This window comes from Sphingomonas sp. 22R3R2A-7 (assembly GCF_036856055.1).
Classification (GTDB): Bacteria; Pseudomonadota; Alphaproteobacteria; order Sphingomonadales; family Sphingomonadaceae; genus Sphingomonas.
Window position 1 is genome coordinate 148,177 of the sequence record NZ_JASPFR010000001.1, and the last position, 20,760, is coordinate 168,936.

General features: G+C 67.1%; 17 protein-coding genes and 2 pseudogenes. 4 read left to right on the plus strand and 15 right to left on the minus strand.

What is annotated here, in order from left to right; translation table 11 throughout:
• Window positions 1-141: 141 nt before the first annotated feature.
• Together QP165_RS00730 and QP165_RS00735 are read right to left on the minus strand one after the other, a co-directional pair.
• Window positions 142-705, minus strand: coding sequence for a peptide-methionine (S)-S-oxide reductase (locus QP165_RS00730; RefSeq protein ID WP_443019249.1), 564 nt, complete (start codon window positions 703-705; stop codon window positions 142-144).
• 182 nt (window positions 706-887) lie between these two features.
• Complete coding sequence (locus QP165_RS00735) at window positions 888-1,727, minus strand: hydroxypyruvate isomerase family protein (RefSeq protein ID WP_333993149.1); 840 nt, start codon at window positions 1,725-1,727, stop codon at window positions 888-890.
• Between the two features lie 385 nt (window positions 1,728-2,112).
• On the opposite strand from QP165_RS00735, the gene rsgA reads away from it, so the two are divergent.
• The gene (rsgA, locus tag QP165_RS00740; protein WP_333993150.1) at window positions 2,113-3,150 is read left to right on the plus strand and encodes a ribosome small subunit-dependent GTPase A; all 1,038 of its coding nucleotides are present in this window, start codon (window positions 2,113-2,115) and stop codon (window positions 3,148-3,150) included.
• Window positions 3,151-3,254: 104 nt separating this feature from the next.
• On the opposite strand, the gene QP165_RS00745 is transcribed toward rsgA, so the two are convergent.
• From QP165_RS00745 to QP165_RS00785, 9 genes are all read right to left on the minus strand, one after another.
• Window positions 3,255-3,620, minus strand: coding sequence for a hypothetical protein (locus QP165_RS00745; RefSeq protein WP_443019250.1), 366 nt, complete (start codon window positions 3,618-3,620; stop codon window positions 3,255-3,257).
• Between the two features lie 111 nt (window positions 3,621-3,731).
• Window positions 3,732-4,688, minus strand: a complete 957-nt coding sequence (locus QP165_RS00750; RefSeq protein WP_333993151.1) for a bifunctional methionine sulfoxide reductase B/A protein — start codon at window positions 4,686-4,688, stop codon at window positions 3,732-3,734.
• Window positions 4,689-4,826: 138 nt separating this feature from the next.
• On the minus strand, window positions 4,827-5,453 hold the full coding sequence (locus QP165_RS00755; protein WP_333993153.1) for an alpha/beta hydrolase: 627 nt from the start codon (window positions 5,451-5,453) through the stop codon (window positions 4,827-4,829).
• A 178-nt stretch (window positions 5,454-5,631) separates the two neighbouring features.
• Window positions 5,632-6,018, minus strand: coding sequence for a hypothetical protein (locus tag QP165_RS00760; protein WP_333993154.1), 387 nt, complete (start codon window positions 6,016-6,018; stop codon window positions 5,632-5,634).
• 2 nt (window positions 6,019-6,020) lie between these two features.
• Window positions 6,021-8,612 carry an ATP-binding protein gene (locus QP165_RS00765; RefSeq protein ID WP_333993155.1) on the minus strand — a complete coding sequence of 864 codons (2,592 nt, stop codon included), beginning with the start codon at window positions 8,610-8,612 and terminating at the stop codon, window positions 6,021-6,023.
• 180 nt (window positions 8,613-8,792) lie between these two features.
• Window positions 8,793-9,230 (minus strand): hypothetical protein, encoded by a 438-nt coding sequence (locus QP165_RS00770; protein ID WP_333993157.1) that lies wholly within the window; start codon window positions 9,228-9,230, stop codon window positions 8,793-8,795.
• 78 nt (window positions 9,231-9,308) lie between these two features.
• On the minus strand, window positions 9,309-9,941 hold the full coding sequence (locus tag QP165_RS00775; RefSeq protein ID WP_333993158.1) for a response regulator transcription factor: 633 nt from the start codon (window positions 9,939-9,941) through the stop codon (window positions 9,309-9,311).
• Entirely contained in the window at window positions 9,934-11,499 is a 1,566-nt protein-coding gene (locus tag QP165_RS00780; RefSeq protein WP_333993159.1) for a PAS domain-containing sensor histidine kinase, read from the minus strand. The genes QP165_RS00775 and QP165_RS00780 overlap by 8 nt, the downstream gene beginning before the upstream one ends.
• A 262-nt stretch (window positions 11,500-11,761) precedes the next feature.
• Window positions 11,762-12,580: a universal stress protein gene (locus QP165_RS00785; RefSeq protein WP_333993160.1), complete on the minus strand. Its 819-nt coding sequence runs from the start codon at window positions 12,578-12,580 to the stop codon at window positions 11,762-11,764.
• A gap of 173 nt (window positions 12,581-12,753) precedes the next feature.
• On the opposite strand from QP165_RS00785, the gene QP165_RS00790 reads away from it, so the two are divergent.
• Entirely contained in the window at window positions 12,754-13,404 is a 651-nt protein-coding gene (locus tag QP165_RS00790; protein ID WP_333993162.1) for a BON domain-containing protein, read from the plus strand.
• A gap of 1 nt (window position 13,405) precedes the next feature.
• On the plus strand, window positions 13,406-14,119 hold the full coding sequence (locus tag QP165_RS00795; RefSeq protein ID WP_333993163.1) for a VIT1/CCC1 transporter family protein: 714 nt from the start codon (window positions 13,406-13,408) through the stop codon (window positions 14,117-14,119).
• Between the two features lie 21 nt (window positions 14,120-14,140).
• On the opposite strand, the gene QP165_RS00800 is transcribed toward QP165_RS00795, so the two are convergent.
• Both QP165_RS00800 and QP165_RS00805 read right to left on the minus strand, forming a co-directional pair.
• Window positions 14,141-14,599 (minus strand): GNAT family N-acetyltransferase, encoded by a 459-nt coding sequence (locus QP165_RS00800; RefSeq protein ID WP_333993165.1) that lies wholly within the window; start codon window positions 14,597-14,599, stop codon window positions 14,141-14,143.
• Between the two features lie 229 nt (window positions 14,600-14,828).
• Window positions 14,829-16,094, minus strand: coding sequence for a PQQ-dependent sugar dehydrogenase (locus tag QP165_RS00805; RefSeq protein ID WP_333993166.1), 1,266 nt, complete (start codon window positions 16,092-16,094; stop codon window positions 14,829-14,831).
• A gap of 211 nt (window positions 16,095-16,305) precedes the next feature.
• Between QP165_RS00805 and QP165_RS00810 the strand changes: the two are divergent.
• A pseudogene (locus QP165_RS00810) lies at window positions 16,306-17,569 on the plus strand (NAD(P)/FAD-dependent oxidoreductase).
• 23 nt (window positions 17,570-17,592) lie between these two features.
• On the opposite strand, the gene QP165_RS00815 reads toward QP165_RS00810, so the two are convergent.
• Window positions 17,593-19,245 (minus strand): S10 family peptidase, encoded by a 1,653-nt coding sequence (locus tag QP165_RS00815; protein WP_333993167.1) that lies wholly within the window; start codon window positions 19,243-19,245, stop codon window positions 17,593-17,595.
• A 91-nt stretch (window positions 19,246-19,336) separates the two neighbouring features.
• A pseudogene (locus tag QP165_RS19905) lies at window positions 19,337-20,756 on the minus strand (glucoamylase family protein).
• Between the last annotated feature and the right edge of the window lie 4 nt (window positions 20,757-20,760).

Sequence of the window (20,760 nt, forward strand, 5' to 3'; positions counted from 1 at the left end):
GCTGGCGGCCCGACCAGCGTGGAAAACCTGCCCGCATCAACGCGAACACCCGATAGCCTTATCGCATCCTATCCAGTGCCGGACAACCGCGTCGCAGGACTTTTCGGACGCAGCGGCGGGGCTCGGAATGGCGCGGGGGAATCAGGACCCGCCAGTGCCCTCCGGCGGCACGGGAGGCGCCGCGGTCGAAAAGCCACCTCGTTCGACGTGATGCCCCGTTCCATCGGGCAGCATGATGTCCGCGAAGTTCTTCCGGATATAGTCGAGCTTGGGATCGATGTACCGCTGGCAGAACGGTCTGTTCGGGTCGGTTCGGTAATAGTCTTGATACCGCGCGTCGGACGGCTTGAAGCCGACGAACGGACATACGAGCGTCCGGGCTGGCTCGCCCGTTTCCCGTGCATAGCGAGCGACCGTCCGTGCAGCCTCGTCGCGCTGGCTCGCATCAAAGATGTAGATCGCGCTCCGATACCGTCCGCCGGGCGAATAGGTCCCGTTTGCGGAATGGGTCCTCAGGTGAACCTCTGCCAATGTTGCCAGGCCGATGACGCGGGGATCGAACGTGACGATGACGCCTTCCGCCCAGGCGTCGGACGGCGCTTCCGACTGGACGAAGCCCTGGTCGACGCTGACGACGCCGCGCAATGCCTGGAAGACGCCCTCGGTGCACCAATGGCACCCACCGCCAAAACCGATCTTCTCCACAGGCATTCTCCAGCGCCACCGACTGCGCACATCGTCGAGCTGGTGACATGGCGACGCCGCTCGTCGCTTGCAAAGCCGACGCCGGAATGAGCCGGTCGCACCTGAGGTCAGGCGTTCACGCCGTGCCTCTGCCGACTGCTATTGGACGACGCCCCGACCTAGCGAGCAACGCCCGATGAGGGTCAGACGGTGCAGGTCCGGACCGCCTGCGCGAGTGCCGTCAGCGGATCACCGACCGGCACGAACTCATGCGCGAAAAAGCCCTGGAAGCCGACATCGGCAACGCTGCGCGCCACCGCATTCCAGTTCACCTCCTGCGTGTCGTCGAGGTTATGGCGCCCCGGAACCCCGCCGGTATGGAAATGGCCGATCCACTGAATATTCTTCCGGATCGTGTCGATCACGTCGCCTTCCATGATCTGCATATGGTAGATATCGTAGAGCAGCTTGACGCGCGGCGAGGCGACCGCCTTGGCGACGCGCACGCCCCAGGCGGTATGGTCGGCCATATAGTCGGCGTGGTCGACCTTGCTGTTGAGCAGTTCGATGCAGATCGTCACGCCATGATCCTCGGCGATCCGCTTGACACGGTTCAGCCCCGCAATGGCGTTGTCGGCGCCTTCCTCATCGGACATGCCGCGGCGGTTGCCCGAGAAGGCGATCACATTGGGTACGCCCGCCTTGGCCGCTTGCGGAATGCCGATGCGGAACGCCTGTTCGATCGCCGCGTGGTTTTCACGCCGGTTCAGACCGTTGGGGATCGTCATGATGTCGGCGGCATAGCCCATCGTGCAGCGCAATCCATGCCGGCGCGGCACCTCGTAATCCGCGGGCTCGAGCAGATCGATGCCCTGGAGCCCGATGCGCGCGGCGGCGGCGCACAACGTATCGAGCGGGATATTCTGGTAGCACCAGCGGCTTACGGACTGCTTCAGCCGGCCGCGACGCACAGGCGGCGCGGCCATCCCCGCGGTCGCGCACAGGGCGAGAGAAGAAGCGATGGCGGTGCGACGTGTGATCATGTCTGCACAGTAATCCAGAAGGCCGTGGCGGCAAGGTGTATTGCTATCGAACGCCGCCGCCCGCGTAACGCGGGCGGGCGGCTCGTCTGCCGATGACGACCCTCAGGGACGCGCGACCTTTGTTGCAACCCTAGTCGCGCGCGCTCGATCCGTGTAACCGGGAGGTACGGATCCTCAGGTCGAGCGTGTTGCTCAAGCCGGGACCCCGAGCCCGGAGCTACCGACATAGCACGCAAACCGAATTACGACTTTGAGCGCCGCGAGCGCGAAATGGTAAAGGCTTCGGGCTCCGCCAAAAAGGCGCAGGCCAAGGTCGACAAGCGGGCGGCTGAACAGAAGGCGCCGGACGCGGATGAGCCCGGCGGATCGTAAGTCGGCTGACGCGATGATCAACTTGTCCGATCCCACGCTCGCGCAGCTCGGCTGGAAGCCCTTCTTCAGCGATCAGGTCTCCGCCGAGCAGAGCCTTGCCTGCCAGCCCGTTCGCGTCATGTCGGTCCACCGCGGACGGGTGACCGTAGCCGGGGAAGGCGTCGAGGACTCGATCTCCTCGATCGGGCATGTGCAGGGAGGGCCGGAAGACCGACCGACCGTCGGCGACTGGTTGCTGATCGACCGCACGACGCGGAGCCTCGTGCGCATTCTCGACCGGACGAGCCTGTTCAAAAGGCCCGCACCGGGCGACGATCGCCGGATCCAGCTTATCGCCGCGAACGTCGATACGCTGTTCATCGTCACCGCCTGCGACCAGGACTTCAACGTCGCGCGTATCGAACGCTATCTCGTGCTCGCGCGCGAGGCTGGCGTCCGGCCCGTGGTCGTGCTCACGAAAGCCGACCTGTCGCCGGCCCCCGAGCACCTGGTCGAAGCGGCCCGCGCGCTCCAGTCGGGACTGCGGGTGGAGCTGGTCGACGGGCGCGATCTGGCGAGCGCTGCGCACCTCGCGGAATATTGCGGCCTCGGCGAAACGGTCGGGGTGGTGGGATCGTCGGGCGTCGGCAAGTCCACGCTCGTCAACACGCTCAAGGGGTCCGACAGCATCGCGACGCAGGCGGTCCGCGAGAACGACGGCAAGGGCCGGCACACGACCACCGTCCGCGAGATGCACCGCGTTGCCGGTCCTGCGGGCGAGGGCGGCTGGCTCGTCGACACGCCGGGGATGCGCGAGATCCAGATGTCCGAAGTGGCCTCGGGCGTCGACGAGGTCTTCGACGATGTCACGGCGGTGACGCTCGAGTGCCGGTTCGCGAACTGCGTCCATGCCGACGAGCCCGGATGCGCGATCCGTGCCGCGATCGCGGCGGGAACGCTCGATCCCGCGCGCGTCGAACGGTGGCGCAAGCTCGCCGAGGAGGATGCGGCGAACAGCGGCACCGCGGCGGGGCGTCGCTCGCGCGCTGGAAAGGCTCGAAAACGGCGATGACGATTGCCGCATCCCGGCTCTCGGACACGAGGTAGCGCGCCCGTAGACCCGCCACGTCATACTGCCGCTTCATCGTCACCGATGCATGACGGCGTGGCGAAGCGTCAGCCCTGATACCGCAGCGTGTTGGCGAACCCATCATTCGCCTTGGTCATCTTGGCGATCTTCCGGAGGTTGGCGCGGACGTACCGCTCGAACCGGCGGTCGTCATGGATGCCCGTCGTCCGATATTCCTCCTGCGCGAGCAGTGTCTTGACCCGCTCAGCGAACCCCGCCTGGTCGTCGGTATGTCCGGACATCTTCAGACTTCGGCAGACCCATTCCTCGGCGGCCGCCTTGTCATAATCGTCCTGCGCCGCATAACCGCGCCTGTCCGCTGCGGCCTGCTCCAGCCTTGCGGCATCGACACGGCTCTCCAGCCATTTGCGCACCAGCGCGCCATCCCATGCTTTCGACACTGCGTTCATCATGCTTACAACCCTGACCGCACACCGCCTAGCTGAAAGCCGGGCGTTTGGACACGGCCAGGACGCAAGCGAACCACGCCGCGTGCGAACCATTGCGACGCGGCGGGAGGCGCCTCAGCCCGCCGACGCGCGGCGCGGAAGCGTCCAGCCGGGGCGGACGAAGTGGCAGGTATAGCCGTTCGGCTTGCGCTCGAGATAATCCTGATGCTCGGGTTCGGCCTCCCAGAAGTCGCCGACCGGGGAGAGTTCGGTGATAACCTTGCCCGGCCACAGGCCTGATGCGTCGACGTCAGCGATCGTCTCTTGGGCGACCGCGTTCTGGCGCTCGTCGGTGTAGAAGATCGCCGACCGATAGCTGACGCCGCGGTCGTTGCCCTGCCGGTTGGGGGTGGTCGGATCGTGGATCTGGAAGAAAAATTCGAGCAATGTCCTGAAGTCGGTGCGGGCAGGGTCGAACACGATCTCGATCGCCTCGGCATGCGTGCCGTGATTGCGATATGTCGCGTTGACGACCGTACCGCCCGAATAGCCGACGCGCGTCGACACCACGCCCGGCATCGCGCGGATCAGATCCTGCATGCCCCAGAAACACCCGCCGGCGAGAACCGCGCGCTCGGTATTGGCGGGGACGTCCTCGACCTGGTCGAGATACGCGGCATAGCCTTGCTCCGCCATCGCGGCGCGCGGGACGAACCGCAATGCCGCCGAGTTGATGCAGTAGCGCAGCCCGCCGCGGCTGCGCGGGCCGTCCTTGAAGACATGGCCGAGATGGCTGTCTGCGCCGGTCGAGCGGATCTCGGTGCGCGGGATCAGCATCGACCAGTCCCGCTTCGCGGTCACGCTCGCGGGGTCGATGGGCCTTGTGAAACTCGGCCAGCCGCAACCGGAATCATATTTGTCGGCACTCGCGAACAGCGGTTCGCCGGACACGATGTCGACATAGATCCCCGCGGCCTTGGTGTTGAGCAGTGCGCCAGTTCCGGGACGCTCGGTGGCGTTCTGCTGGGTCACGCGGAACTGCTCGGGGGTCAGCGCGGCGACTGCGGCGTCGGTCTTGCGATAGCTGGTCATGAGAAAACTCCGTTGACCTGCATGTGGTTAGGCGGCGTCGAAATTTCGAGGAGGCCGACCTATCGTCTCGCGAGCAGCGCGGATCGGGTCGGGCATCCGCCGACGTCTGCTCCAGGATGAGCTCGGGTCCAGCGCTGCCTAGCGATCACCGATCGCATGGAGGATGCGATACGCCGCCTCGACGTCGCGCTCGACGACCGCGGCGGTAAAGCGTTCGATGATCGTGCGCAGGCGACCGGTCGGCGCTGTCGCCGTGGTCAGAAGCGGGCCGTCGATCAACCGGCTTCCCCACTCCACGCCGAGCCGCTGCATTTCGTCATCCGCGCCGACGACGATCGACGGGAAGGGGAGGGTCAATTTGGGCGACGCAAAACTCTGACGACCGCGGCCTGCGCCTTCGGGCGCCACCAGCAACGCGCCGGAGACGTTCGCCGTATAGGATCTCGGCGACAGGCGTGCCCACCATGCGGCAGCGGCGCATGCGGTTCCCTGCGCCAGAAGCATGACGGCACGATCTGACATCGACACCGCGGCATCGATGCGCGCCGCCATCGCGTTTCGCTCCGCCACGGTACGGCCGCGAACCGCGATCTGCTGCATCTCGCCAAACCGCGGAAATTCGCGGAACCGGTCGAAGATCGACACGGCGTTCTCGGGGACGAGCGCGATGAGGTTCAGCCGTCGGCTATCCAAAACAGCAACAGACACAATGCGGTCTCCCGTTCCTTGAGCACGCATGCTGCCGCTTCCCGGTCGACGGCGCAATGCGGTTGGCCCGATACGCGGCAGGCCGTTCTCTCGCGGCTTTCGACCGATCCCGGGGGCGCGGTGCGGCCACCGCAGTACCGGACACCAGCGGCGACAGGATGCCGACAATGCCGAAGCCGACGTTGAGTTTGCTCGCCCGACCGGTGCAATGTCGCGCGACGGCGTGACGCCGCGCTCAGTCGCGGCGCATGAAGATCCAGTAGCCGCCCGTGCTCGCGGACTGGATCCGCACGGTCAGCTCTCGGTCGCGATCCTCGAAGTCGCCGACATGGCTGAACTCCAGGTCGAGTTTGCCCGACGCCCGGGCACGCTCGACGCGACCCCGAAAGTCGGCATTGTCCATGCACGGCGCGATCTGGCTGAAGAAGTCGAGTCCGAGCCGGTCATGATCGCCGGAGCCCGACAGATGCCGCTCCGCCGCGCTGTAATATTCGACCTTGCCGTCGTCGCCGAGACGTATCGCGCCAAAGGGTAGCGTATCGACCGCCTCGCTCGGAAGCGCCTCGATCGCCATCGCGAGGCGCGGCGCGTCGAAATCGGGTAGTTCGCACGCGTCGATCACGATCATTCCTCCACAGCCTCACGCTCGATGACGACGGCGCCGACGATATGATCGACCGCAACGCCGTCGGACGAGAAGGGGAGCAGCAGTCGCTCGAACGTCTCGCGATACCCGTCGCCAAGGTCGATGCGGGCATGTTCGTACGACGGCTTCCCCGTGAGCGCGCAGCGGCGATAGGCCGCTTCGCGCGCCGCCAGCGCGTCATTGCCGCTGACCGGCATGTCGGCCACGTCGATGCCGTCCGGTACCGCATCGCGCAGGGTGTTGCCGACCAGCGTGAACGTGAAGTCGATCGGCACCTTCCCGAGGTCGATCCGCGCAACGACGATCCGGTGTGGCTCGCTGCACGCGGTGATCGCGAAGGCGTCGAACAACGGTACGGTCAAGGCCCCGCGGACGGCGCGCCAATGGTCGAGCAACGACCGCGTGCAGTCCGATTTCAGCCGCAGCGCGAGCCGGTCGAGCCGCTCGGCATCCGATGCGCGGCGATCGCGTGCGATGAGGATACGCCGCAATGCATAATGCAGGACCGCGGGGCTGAAGGGCTTCTGCACCACCGTCTCGCCGGTGAGAGCGGCGTCATTGGTGATGCCCGTCATGAACACGCACGGGATGTCGGGTCCCGACGCGCGCACCCGCGCGACCAGATCGATCCCCGTCATGTCGGGCATCGCGACATCGGTGACGAGCGCATCGACGCCACGTGTTCGCAACACGTCGAGGGCTGCGCGCGCGTCGTGGGCCACCACCACGTCGAACCCCTCGTCCGCCAGCCCCTCGGCGATCATCGCGCACAATTCGTCATCGTCGTCGACAAGCAGCACCGTCTCGAACGCGCGTCCGGCCACGTCGCTGCTTGTGTCCTCGCTCGCCAGACTCGCAGCCGAAACGCCGCGATCGACCGCGCGCGGCAGGTAGATCGAAAAGGTCGTTCCCTGACCAAGCCGGCTCTCGATCCGGAGCGCACCGCCGGATTGCTCGACGAAGCGCTGCACCATGGCGAGGCCAAGCCCGGTTCCCTTGCCGCGCTCCTTGGTCGTGAAGAACGGCTCCGTGATCCGTTGCAGCGTATCGCTGGACATGCCGGGGCCGTCATCGGCCACGACGATCCGAATCGCGTCCTGCCCTGAGAGCTCGAGCGGATGATCCGCCGCCGCGGCCGCGCAGTTGCTCACCGCGATCCGCAGATGGCCTACCCCGTTCATCGCGTCGCTGGCATTGTTGGCGAGATTGAGCAATGCGGATTGCAGCTGCGTCGGATCGGCATGGACGGGCCAGAGCCCGGTGTCGCATTCGAGCGTGAGCGCGACGGTCCCGCGCATGCCATGCTTGATGAGGTCGGAGATCTCGCCGATCGCCCCGGCCAGATTGATGTGCTGCGCGACGACGTCTTCCTGCCGCGCGAACGCGAGAAGCTGCCGGACGAGCGCCGCCCCGCGCTCGGCGGCACGTTGCCCCATCGTCGCAATCTGCTGGATGCGCGGGTCGTCGTTGCGGTTCTGGATGATCGTGAACCCGCCGATCACGGCACCGAGGATGTTGTTGAAGTCGTGCGCAACGCCCGAGGTAAGCTGGCCCAGCGCTTCGAGCTTCTGGCTTTGCAACTGCGCCGCCTGTACCGCCTCGCGTCGCTCGATCTCGGTGGCGAGGCGTTCGTTGGCGAGGTTCAGCGCCGCGGTGCGCGCGCGCACACGCCGTTCGAGGTCGGTGGTCAGATCACGGAGCTCGGCCTCGCGTTCTGTCAGGACGTGAGTCCAGTCTTCGCGCTCGGTGAGATCGTAGAAATAGCACACGACGCCGTATCGCTCGTCGGGCAGGCTCACGCGCTCGATCCGCCAGTCATACGCCTCGCGCGCTTCGACGTCGACGCGCTGCTCGGACGTCGGTCCCGCCTGATAGGCGATGCCGGTGTCGAGAGTCCGTCGGAAGTGGCCGATCGCTTCGCTGGCGAATGGCTCGGGCCAGACAGCACGGAGGATGTCGGCGAAATCGCGCCCGATCAGCGGACGGACATTCGCGAACACCATCTGTGCCCCCCGGCTGACCACGCGCAGCGTGAAGTCGGCATCGACCAGATACACCCCGAAAGGATTGTTCGCGATCAACGCCTCGAACGTCTCGACCTGGCGACGAAGCCGGTGTTCCTCGGCTTTCGCCTGCGTGACGTCGCGCATGACGGATACGAACCCCGTGACCGCGCCGCGCTCGTCGCGCGTCGCGAACGTCGAGCGCTGTACGTCGATGATGGCACCGGTCCTGACATTGGCGAGCTGCATGTCGCCCCTCCAAACGCCGTCCCGCCGCGCGGTCGGCACCACGACCTCGTCGACGAGATGGCGCTGGTCCGGAACGACGTAATCGGTCAGCCGCATCGGGAAGATGTCGGCCTCCTCGATCCCGATCAGGCGGCGGCCCGCAGGGTTGAGATAGACCAGCCGGCCGCCGGCATCGCACAGGCCGATCAGGTCGCCGGTATATTCCGCCATCTGGAGCAGCGCGGCATTTCCGCGCGGAACGACGTCGATGGACTCGGCGCGCCGCGCCTTGGCGAGAGGCTCGACCGTGGAACCATGGCCGTCGTTGACATCTTCCATCAGAAGACCCCTGTGGGCTGCATCGATACCGATGCGTAACAATAAGCACATCACTCGGATTAGCGCCATATCGGAGGCGAATTTAAACCGGAATACGATGCGTTTACGTCGCGTATTGGGCACGGCGTATCGCCACCCGATCGCGCGGATCCGGCGGCGTTCGCGGCGTCACGACGGACATTATTCGGTGCCGTCGCGTGCGCACCGGCATGCGGGCCTGCCGGACCGATCGTACCCGAGCGATGCAGCAATCGCACTCAGCAACGCGCCGTCGCCGGTCGCGCGGTTGAGCACCCGGTCGCCGTGGCGTTCGGCGGCGCGGAGCAGCGCTGTCGCAGGGGCGCTGCCGTCGAGCAGGATCGCCGTTCCCCGCCAGCCCGAGGCACGCAATGCCTCGACCACGTCGATGCCGGCCCCCGGCGATCCCTCGGTATCGACGACGATGCACGGAGCGGCACGCGACCGCGGATCCGCTAGCACCGCCGCACCCGTGGCATAGGAGCGGACGTCGTACTGCTCCGACAGCAGCATGATCTGGCGCGCGCGTCGCACATGCGGATCGCCTTCGACGAGCAGGACGCCGATGCCGTCATGCGCTGGGGGTGTTTCCTCGGTCATCGCAGCGTCCTTCATCGAGACCCTGGATGGCAGCGGCGCGACGTGGCGTCTGTACGTAGTAGGCGAGGGCGCGGCGCGTCAGGCGCGATCGGCGGGGTCGCCCAGCCCGGCGGCGAAGGCGATGCGCAGCACGTCCGACAGGCTGCGCGCCGAAAGCTTTTCCATCAGGTTGGCGCGGTGGACCTCGACCGTACGCGTCGCGATCGACAGGTCGTACGCGATCAGCTTGTTGGGCCGGCCGAGCACCATGCCGTCGAGCACGTCGCGTTCGCGCTGCGTGAGCGCGGCAAGCCGGACCACCGCGTCCGCCGCGGTCAGATCGCCGCGGTCCGCGCGCGCCGCCTGCGCCAGTGCGGTCTCGATCGCGGCGATCAACACGGTGCGTTCGAACGGCTTTTCGAGGAACTCGACCGCGCCTGCCTTGATCGCGCGCACCGCGAGCGTGACGTCGCCGTGCCCCGTCAGCATGATCACCGGGAGCGCGATGCCCGTCTCGGCAAGGCGTGCCTGCACCGCGAGGCCGTCGAGATCGGGCATCCGGACGTCGAGCAGCACACAGCCCCGCGTCTCGCGCGTGACCGCCTTCAGGAACTGCGTGCCCGAGGGATAGGTCTCGACCTTATAATCGGCCTTGCGCAACAGGAAGCCGACGGACTGGCGGATCGCCTCGTCGTCGTCGACGATATGTACGGTGCGGCGCTGGTCAGTCATCGGTGTCGGTGTCCTGGCCCTGCGCGAGGGGCACGGTGAAGTGGAAGGTGGTGCCGCCGGTGGCGATGCCCTCGGCCCAGATCCGTCCGCCATGCGCCTCGACGATCGTCCGGCAGATCGACAGGCCGAGCCCCATGCCGTCCTCCTTGGTGGTTGCGAACGCTTCGAACAGGCGCGCACGGACCGCGGCGTCGATCCCGGTGCCGGTGTCCGCGACGGTAATCTGCATATAGCCGTCGCCTTCGCGCGCGGTGGCGATCGTCAGCACCTTGTCGGGCGAGCCCGCCATCGACTGGATCGCGTTGCGGATCAGGTTGACGAGCACCTGCTGGATCTGGATGCGATCGACCAGCACGATCGCGCCGCCCGGTGCGACGCGGGTGCAGACCGCGATACCCGCCTCATGCGCGCCGAGCAGGCCAAGGCTGGTCGCTTCCTCGACGAGCAGGTCGAGCGGTTCGTCGCGGAACCCGGTATCGCGGCCATCGACGAACGCGCGAAGCCGCCGGACGATCGTCCCCGCGCGCAACGACTGCGCCGCCGCCAGGTCCAGCGCCTCGGCAATGTCGGTCAGCAGCGCATTGCCATCGTCGCCGATCATCGCACGCGCCGCCTCCAGATAATTGGCGATCGCGGTCAGCGGCTGGTTGATCTCGTGCGCGAGCGTCGATGCCATCGTTCCCATCGCACTGACGCGCGAGACATGGACGAGTTCGGATTGAAGCTCCTGCACGCGGCGTTCGGTCGCGCGGCGATGCGTCAGATCGCGGATGAAGCCGGTAAAGATCCGTTCGCCGGCAATCGACGCCTCGCCGACCGCGAGCTCGATCGGAAAGATCTCGCCGCCGTTGCGCATCGCGCTCTCGAGCCGGACATTGCCGATCACGTGACGCTCGCCCGTCCGGCGATAGGTGCGCAGATGCCGGTCGTGCGCGCGCGCCTCGGACTGCGGCATCAGCATCGCCACGTTCTGCCCGATCACGTCGCTGGCGGCGTAGCCGAAGACCAGCTCGGCCGCGGCGCTGAACGAGGCGACGATGCCATGCTCGTTCATCACGATCATCGCGTCGGGGACGGTGTTCAGGATCGAGCGCAGGTGATGCTCGCGCCGCACGATCGCGGCCTCGGCCGCCTTTTCGTGCGTGATGTCGCGGATCACCTTGCCGAACCCGCGTAGTGCGCCTGCATCGTCGTGAAGCGCGGTGATCGTGACGGCGGCGAGGAATTCGGAGCCGTCCTTGCGAACCCGCCAGCTTTCTTCCTCGATCCGTCCGCAGGCGTGCGCGCGGGCAAGGTCGGCCTTGGGTTTGCCCGCGGCGATATCGTCGGCGGGGTAGAAGATCGCGAAGTCGCGGCCGATGATCTCTGCCTCGGCCCAGCCCTTGATCCGCTCGGCGCCGCGATTCCAGATCGTCACGCGCCCCTGCGGATCGAGCATGTAGATTGCATAGGTCGTGGCGCCATCGATCAGCAGCCCCAGTTCCTCCGCCAGCGTCGCATCGCCGCGCGCGGCGGTTCCTGCGCTGTCGTGCTCGTGGGGCGACCGGGGCGCGTTCATGCGGGCGGTACGGTTGCTCGTGGCACGGAGCGGCAAGTCATTGCGCGATGGGCCCTGTTCGGCGAACGGTTGCGATCTGTCGGGGATCGGGGTCTCGACCGCCGACATCGCGACAGGACACACGCTAGGCGAATTACGCACTATACGCCAACACTCCCTCGATCGCCGTAATCGCGAACAGGATCGTCCCGCCGATACTTAGTCTTGGATTTAGTATCGCGAGTGTTTTCAGATACTTGCGGCTTGCGAGGCGGGTCATCGCCTAGTGCGACAGCAGCGTGCAGCGCCGGTCGCGCAACAGCAGGTCGCGAGTCACGCCGCCGAACGCCCATTCGCGGATCCGGCTGTGGCCGTACGCTCCGGCGACGACGAGGTCCGCTCCGACCTCGTCGGCGAGCGCCGTGAGCGTGTCGGTGCTCAAGCGCTTCGGCCGCGAGACGATCTTGTCGGCCGCGATACCGTGGCGCGCGAGCCAGCCGGCAACATCGTCGATCGCCGCGCGCGCATCGAGCACGTCGATCGCGACTTCGGCGATCACGACCCGCCCGGCGAGACGCAGCATCGGCAGCGCATCGCTGATCGCGCGGCGGCATTCGCGCGTGTCGGTCCAGGCGACCATGATGGTCGAGAAGGTCGCCGTCGCGCCGCTGTCGGGAACGACGAGCACCGGGCGGCCCGCACGCAGGATCAGGTCGCCGGTATCCGCATGCGTCGCGAGATCGGCGAATCCCGGCCCCGCGCTGGTGATGACGAGATCGGCGGCGCGCGCCTGCCGCGCGACGACGTGCGCGATGTTGGAAAGCGTCGGGATCGAGCGCCATTCGAGGACATGCCGCGCAAGTCCGTGATGCGCCTCGAACTCGGTCTTCGCGCGCGCGAGTTCGTCGGCGACGATCTCGCGCTCGATCACCGCATAGTCGCCGCCGAGATAGTCGTCGCCCATCGCGAACGGGACCGGGCGGCATGCGGCGATGCCGATCACCGCGGCGTCATGCCGGTCGGCGAGCGTCGCGGCGACATCGAGCAGGGCGGCGTTTCGGCGTCCGCCATCGAGATGCACCAGCAGCGTTGGATAGGTCATGCGCGGTCTCCCTCTTGGACGTCCATCGTCGGCGATCGGGCGCGCGTGCGAAACTATCGGGAACTACGCAGTCGGCGGCGTGTGCGTAGTTCCCGACTCTGTCGGCGACGGGGTGCGTCGATAGGCTTGTGACCAACGGTTCGGCACGCGCCGCGCCCCTTCAGGAGAGTGTCATGTCGCACGATGCCAGATTGCAGAAAGCCGTTCTCGCCGAACTCAACTGGGATCCGAGCGTCCCCGCCGGGCATATCGGCGTCACCGCGAACAACGGCGTCGTCACGCTCAGCGGCCACGCCGGCAGCTATGCGGCGAAATATGCCGCCGAACGCGCGGCGGCGCGCGTCGACGGCGTCAAGGCGGTGGCCGAAGAGATCGAGGTCCGGCTCGAGGACCGCTTCAAGCGGGGGGACGAGGCCATCGCCACCGCGATCGTCGAGCGGCTGTCCTGGGACACGATCGTCCCGCACGACTGCATCAAGGCCCAGGTCGAGGATGGCTGGGTGAGCCTGCGCGGGACTGTGCGCTGGCATTTCCAGAAGGATGCAGCGGAGGCCGCGGTGCGGACGCTTGCGGGCGTGGTGGGCGTGACGAACCATATCGTCCTGCAGCCGCGCGTCGACGTCACCGATGTCAGCAACGACATCCGCGCGGCACTGCACCGCTCATGGTTCTTCGACGGCGACACGATCAAGGTTTCGGTCGACGGCGGCACGATACGGCTGACCGGATCGGTCGACTCGCCGCGTGACCGGATGGTGGCCGAGCGCACGGCCTGGGCCGCGCCGGGTGCGGTGAAGGTCGAGAACATGCTCGCGATCGCCTGAGATGCGGGCGCTGTCGTCGCACCGCGAGCGTCATGTCGCCGACCGGATCGGCTGGCTGCGTGCAGCCGTGCTCGGCGCCAATGACGGGATCGTCTCGACCGCGAGCCTGATCATCGGCGTTGCGGCAGCGTCGACTGAGGCCGCGGGCGACACGAGCGCGATCGTCATCGCGGGGACGGCCGGGCTGGTCGCGGGGGCGATGTCGATGGCGGCGGGCGAATATGTCTCGGTCAGCGCGCAGGCGGATACCGAGACCGCCGAACTCGACCGCGAACGCCGCGAACTCGTCGACGACCCCCATGGCGAGCTGGCCGAACTCGCGGCGATCTACGTCGCGCGCGGTGTCGACGCCGCGACCGCCGCGACCGTCGCGGCGCAGCTGATGGCGAAGGACGCGATCGGCGCGCATGCACGCGACGAGCTCGACATCACGCTGGGCGCGCGCGCGCGGCCGGTACAGGCGGCGTTCGCGTCGGCGGCGAGCTTCATGGTCGGCGCGGCGTTGCCGTTGCTGAGCGTGTTCGTCGTGCCGCCGGGTGTGCTGATCTGGGCGGTCGGTGCGGGGTCGCTGCTGTTCCTCGCGATGCTCGGCGCGGTCGGGGCGAAGACCGGGGGCGCGACCGTCTGGCGCGGGACGGTGCGCGTCACCTTCTGGGGTGCGTTCGCGATGATCGCGACCGCGGCGATCGGGGCGTTGATCGGCGGCGCGGTCTGACGCCCGGCCCGAGGCGCCCGCCTAGAGCGTCATCCGCAGGATCGTCGACGTGGGGTCGCCCGGGCAGGCCGACGCGATCCAGCCGCGTTCGCGCTCGAGATCGATCGCGTCGTGATTGTCGCGGCTCTCGATCGATTCGAGCGTCAGGATGCCCTTCCAGCGGGCAAAATCCACGACATGGTCGAGCAGCGTCCAGCTGATCCCCATCCGCTTGAAATCGCGGTGGACCGCGATCGCGACTTCGGCACGGCGGAAGCTCTGGTCGGCTGCGAGCATCGCGGTCGCGATGATCTGGCCGGTCGCGGGATCGAAGGCGAGGAAATGTTCGGTGCGATCGTGATCGATCGTGACCATCGCCCTCAGCTGGTCATGGTCGACCTTGCGGACAGCGCTCAAGAAACGAAAGCGGAGGTCCTCCGCGTCGACATGGCCGAAGAACGCATCGAGCGCGGGTTCGTCTTCCGGCGAGGCTGGGCGCACGTGAAAGACCAGGCCGTTGCGGGTCGTCAGGTCGCGCGCCCAGGACCTGGGGGCGGGGCCCCGGCGGCCGCGTGTTGGCTCACATGTTCGACCATCGTGGCGTCCCTTATCCCGCGCGTCCCATAAGCGGCCGCCCCATGCGCCTAGCCGAAAGTCCCGCGCGCCCCGAGCGTCGGAAAACACGTAGGGTCGCGATCCGCGCGACCGCCCCGCGATCGTGGCGAGGTTCCTACGCGCCGCGGGTCGTGGTGAGCCGCAACAGGCGTCCGCCGCTGCCATCCTCAAGGATCCAGAGCGCGCCGTCCGGCCCCGCCATCACCGCGCGGATGCGCGCGCCCATGTCCCATCGCTCGACTTCCTTCGCGGTCGTGCCGTCGAACGCGATCCGGATCAGCGATGTCGCGGCCAGCCCCCCGACAAACGCAGACCCGCGCCATTGCGGGAACATCGTGCCGTCATAGAATGCGAGCCCCGCCGGTGCGATGACGGGATCCCAGTACAAGGCGGGCTCCTGGAAGTTCGGCCGGGTATCGGGCTTGGCAATCGGCGTATCGTCGTAATTCTTTCCATAGGACACGATCGGCCAGCCATAGTTCCGGCCCGGCTCGATCAGGTTGAGTTCGTCGCCCCCCTGAGGCCCCATCTCGGTTTCCCACAGGCGGCCCTGCGTATCGAAGGCCAGACCATAGGGATTGCGATGCCCGGTCGACCATGTTTCCGCAGGCGTGAGATTTGGCGAGGGGATCGTTGCCTTGCGCACGGGTGCGGTCGCCGCGGACGCGGTGTTTTCGGGCGGATCGATGACGCCGATCGTGGTCGCGCCCGTCTTGCCTTGACCCGGATTACCCGGTGCAGGCTTTCCATCGAGCGTCAGCCGCAGGATCTTGCCGAGCGCCTGATCAGGATCCTGCGCCGGGTTGAAGCGCTGACGCTCGCCCGAGGTCAGGAACAGATACCGGCCGTCGGGCGAAAACGCGATATAGCCGCCAAACTGGCCACCGGCGCCGCGCGGAAGCTGCCGCCAGATCACCTGCAGCCCCTGCAGGACCGGCTTGCCCGCGACCGTCCCGAGCGTCGCCTTCGCCAGCGCGAGTCCGTCGCCGCCCTCTCCGGGTTCGGAATAGGTCAAATAGACCTGTCGATCCCGGCCGAATGCAGGCGACGTCGCGACGAACAACAGGCCGCCTTGTCCTTCGTCATGGACCGTCGGTACGCCGCCCACCTCGGTCTTCGCGCCGTCGGGCGTCACCAGCCAGAGATGGCCGGTCTTCTCGGTCACCAGCATGCGGCGATCCGGCAGAAAGGCGAGCGCCCATGGCGCATCGAATGCGGCAATCTCGGTCGCCTTGAACGGCTTGTTCGCGCTCGGTGCAGACGTACCGTAATTGACCGGCCGCATCTTGGCCTCCGCCGGGGGTGGCGGGGCGTTCTGTGCCTGACCGCACCCCGCCATCAGCGTGATGACGGCCAGGGGAAGCAAAGGGTGGCGCTGCATCGACAAGTTTCCTGGTATTTCCGCTAGTCGGGATCCCGTATCGTCGTTGCGTTCGAATGCTGCAACCAGGATCGGCGTCTGCGCCCCGCGGTTGAATATGGTTCCGTGCGACGCATGCCCATGCGATTTCGGGGGAGGGCAGGCCATGGACATTGATCATTCCGATCGTCCGACGCATCAACCGGCTCAATTTTCGGAAGGACTATCGCTGATGGCTGAACCGGTCTGCCATGACGTGCTCATCGTTGGTGCGGGACATGCGGGTGCGCAGGCCGCGATCGGGCTGCGACAGCGCGGTTTCGCCGGCACGATCGCGATCGGCGGCGACGAAGCTTCGCTGCCCTATGAACGGCCGCCCTTGTCGAAAGAGTATCTGGCGGGCGACAAGCCGTTCGAGCGCATCTTGTTGCGACCGCCCTCCTTCTGGACGGATCGCGCGATCGCGCTGTTGCTGGGCACGACGGTGACGCACGTCGATGCCGAGGCGCATAGCGTGATGACGGCCGACGGCGACGTCCTGCGCTACGGTTCGCTGATCTGGGCGACGGGCGGAGCGCCACGACGCCTGACCTGTTCGGGCCATGACCTGGCGGGGATCCATACCGTGCGGACGCGTGCGGACGCCGATCGGATGCGTGCAGAACTGCCCGGCGTCACCAACGTCGTGGTCATCGGCGGCGGCTATATCGGGCTCGAGGCGGCGGCCGTCCTGACAAAGCTCGGCAAGTCGGTCACGGTGATCGAGGCGCAGGACCGGGTGCTGGCGCGCGTGGCGGGCGAGCCGCTGTCGCGCTTCTTCGAGGCGGAACACCGCGCGCACGGCGTCGACGTGCGCACTGGCGTTGCGGTGTCCTGTATCGAGGAGGCGGATGGCGCGGTATGCGGCGTCCGGCTTGCCGACGGCGAGCTGCTCGCATGCACCATGGTGATCGTCGGCATTGGCATCGTCGCTGCGGTCGCGCCGCTCATCCAGGCTGGTGCGGAGGGGGACAACGGCGTGACGGTCGATGCCTGTTGCCGGACGTCGCTGCCGGACGTGTTCGCGATCGGCGATTGCGCCGCGCACGCCAGCGCGTTTGCGGAGGGGCAGGTGATCCGGCTGGAGTCGGTCCAGAACGCGAACGACCAGGCGATGACCGTCGCCAAGCTGTTGACCGGCGCTCCCGAGCCGTATCACGCGGTGCCGTGGTTCTGGTCGAGATCAATATGACCTCAAGCTCCAGACGGTCGGTCTGTCGACGGGGTATGACGGCATCGTGACGCGCGGCGATCCCGGCACGCGCAGCTTCTCGCTGATCTATCTGAAGGCGGGGCGCGTGATCGCGCTCGACTGCGTCAACCGCGTGAAGGATTACGTGCAGGGCCGCGCGCTGGTTGTGGGGTCAGCGCGGCTCGACCCTGCATCGCTCGCCGACACCGCAGTCGACCTCAAGACGCTGGCGCTTGCGGCGGCGGATGGCGCAGCCGTCGGGTAACGGGCTGGCCATCCGCGCGCCGATCAGTTCGGCATCTGGTTCGGCGGGGTCGCGGACGCTGTCGTTGCCGGGACGGGCGGTGTCGCCGACCGGGCATCGCTGACCGCCTCGTCATACCATTGCGCCAGATCCGCCTTCATCTGGTGCAGAGCCTCGGGGTTGAGATAGGTCATGTGGCCCGCCGGGTAATAGGTGAAGCGCAGGTTCGCCTGCTGCGCACGGTCCAGCATCATATGGCCAAGGTCGTTTTCGGTCCCGAAGAACGGCGTCGCCATGTCGTAATAGCCGTTCATCGACAGCACCTTGAGATACGGGTTCGCGCGCATCGCCGCACCCAGGTCGATCGCCGTATTGGGGTTGTTCTGCGGCTGGCCGGGACCGGGGGCGGCGTGTTTCCAGTTCCAGGTCCAGCCGGCGGCATCGCGCGCGGACTGGCGATACGGCAGTTCGGTCTCGTACTTCAGCGTCGAGCCCAGATAGTCGCTGAACGACGCGATATACGCGCCCGAGATCGCATCCGACGACGCATCGGTCTCCGGCCGCTCGCCGGCCGCATCGGTGTCGATGCCCGTGTAGCGCGAGTCGAACCGGCCGACGGTGCGGGCCGATCCGCGCAGCAGCTCCTTCTGGAACCGCGGCAGGTCGACACGCAGATTGGCCCGCTTGATGAAGTCGACGCCGAGCCCCGTCAGCTGGCTCATCCGCTGCGCGACCTGGTCGCGTTCGGCATCCGAGATCGACTGTCCCTTTGCGAGCGCGGACATGTACGGCCCGGTCGCGAAGGTGCGCGCTTCGGCGACGATCGTCGCGACGTCGGCAGGGCGGTTGGCGATGCGATTGTGATACCAGGCGGTCGCGGCGTAGCTCGGCAGATAGTTCAGATACACCTGATCGAGCCCCGGCTGGCGATAGCCATAGTTCATGATCGAGCTGAGCAGGACGACCCCGTTCAGCGCCATGCCGCGCTCCTGCAACTGATAGGCGAGCGCGCCCGAGCGTAGCGTGCCATAGCTTTCGCCCAGCAGGAACTTGGGGCTCATCCAGCGGCCATATTTGGTGACGTAGCGCAGGATGCCCCTGGCGAAGGCATCCGCGTCTTCGTCGGTGCCGTAGAAGGCCTCGGGCTTGGTATCGCCGAGCGGCCGTGAATAGCCCGTTCCGATCGCATCGAGGAAGACGAGATCGGTCTTGTCGAGCAGCGAGTCCGGATTGGGACCGACGTCATACGGGGCGGGGCGGATGAACTCGGGGTTCGTGGTGCGGATCCTGATCGGTGCGAACGATCCCATCCGCAGCCAGAACGAGGGCGATCCGGGGCCGCCATTATACAGGAACGTCACGGGGCGTTTGGTGCCCGGCTTGGTCCCGTCCAGCGTGTAGGCGGTGTAGAACATCGACGCGGTCGGCTTGCCCTCGACGTTGCGCAGCGTGAGCGTGCCCGCCGACGCGGTATAGGGATAGCGGCGACCTGCGATCGTGACCGAATCCCGGTGTCGTACCTCCTGCTCGTCGACCGGCGCATGCGCCCAGGCCGCTTCGACCTCCTCCTTAGCCCGGTCTGCGGCGCTGGCCGCCTTCGGCCGCGACGGCGTATCCTGTGCGGATAGCGGCGAAGAGGCCAGGGCTGGGACGAGGATGGCGGCGGCGAGTATCGGGGCAAGATGGGTACGGATCACGCAGGGTCCCTTGTGCTGTGCTGCCCGGGGCAGCGGTGCTGCCATTGTTCCCGCTTATACCTCCCGCCGCAAGCCGCGCCGACGGCGACGTTCAGCCGAGCCAGCCGCCGGAAAAGCCCGCGCGCTGCAACCCGCGCCGGATGTGCGGATTGCGACGCATCGTGTTCCAGATGAGCCCCGACTGCGCATTCTCGATCATCGCGACGATCGGGCCCTGGTCGATGCCGAGGTGGTCACCGTCGACCCAGCCGATGCCGGGGACGATGCGACCATGCTTGAGCGGGCCGGGCGGTGCGGTCAGCGTCGGGTTGAACGCATCGGCAAACCCGTATCGGCCATAGATGCCCGCGCCGTAGCGACGATGCATCGCGCCGATCGCCTGCGTGGCGATATCGGGGGCGAACGCGATCGACGCGGCCGCCGCAGTCGGCGCGATCGTGCCGTCGTCACGGTCGCCCGGGCCGCGCGCGGAATAGCTGTAGAAGGTGCGATCGACGCCGGCGATCCGCGTCGTGAAGTCGCCCGGACCGTCGCACGCGGTCAGGCCCCAGACCTCCGCGTCATAGCCGCGCCAGCCGCCCGGGTTCGCCGTCGCATAGGCACGCTGGGCATGCGCCGCGCGCCGGCTGTTCTCGAAGTAATCGATGTCGTGAGTCGCGATGTACGCGTCGCGGATGCCGCGAAAGTCAATCCAGACATGGCTGTACTGATGCCCGAACAGCGGTGGGAAATGGAGATGGGGCTGCCCCCAGCGGTCGCTCCACGACGATCTCGAAGCGGCTCGACCAGGCCTGCCACGTCCCCTCGGGCAGCGGATGTGTCGGCGATCCGAGCGCCAGCACGTACAGCAGCATCCCCTCGTTATAGACATCCCAGTCGCTCTTGATGAACCCCGTCTCGGGATGCCAGCCCATCGACAGCAAGGGTGCGCGCGGCGTGATCCAGGTCCATTCGACGGCGGTGTAGAGCCGCTCGGCCAGCGCGCGGATCCGCACTTCGTCGGGATGATCGCCATCGAACCAGCTTTGCGCGAACAGCGTCCCGCCGAGCAGCAGCGCGGTGTCGACGGTCGAGAGTTCGCAGCGTGCAAAACGCTGCCCCTTGGTGACGCCGAGGAAATGATAGAAGAAGCCGCGATACCCGCTGAAGCCGGTCGCGCCGTCGCCCTGCGGGGCGTCCGCGAGGAATTGCAGCGTCGTCAGCGTCCGCGCCCGCGCCTGTTCGCGCGTGATCCAGCCGTGCACGACACCGATCGGATAGGCGGTCAGCGCAAAGCCGATCGCCGCGACCGACGAGAAGGACGGCGTCGGCCAGCGGTCGGGCGCAAGCCCGGTCGCCGGATCGGTGGTATCCCAGAAGAAGCGGAAGGTCCGCTCCTGCAGATCGGCGACCAGCGCGTTGCCGGTTATCTGCCCTGTCGGCGCGGCAAGCCGCGGGGTCGTCGCGCAGCCCGTCGTCAGGCCGGCGAGTGCGAGCCCGCTGCGGCCAAGGAAATCTCGTCTGCCAAGCATCGGC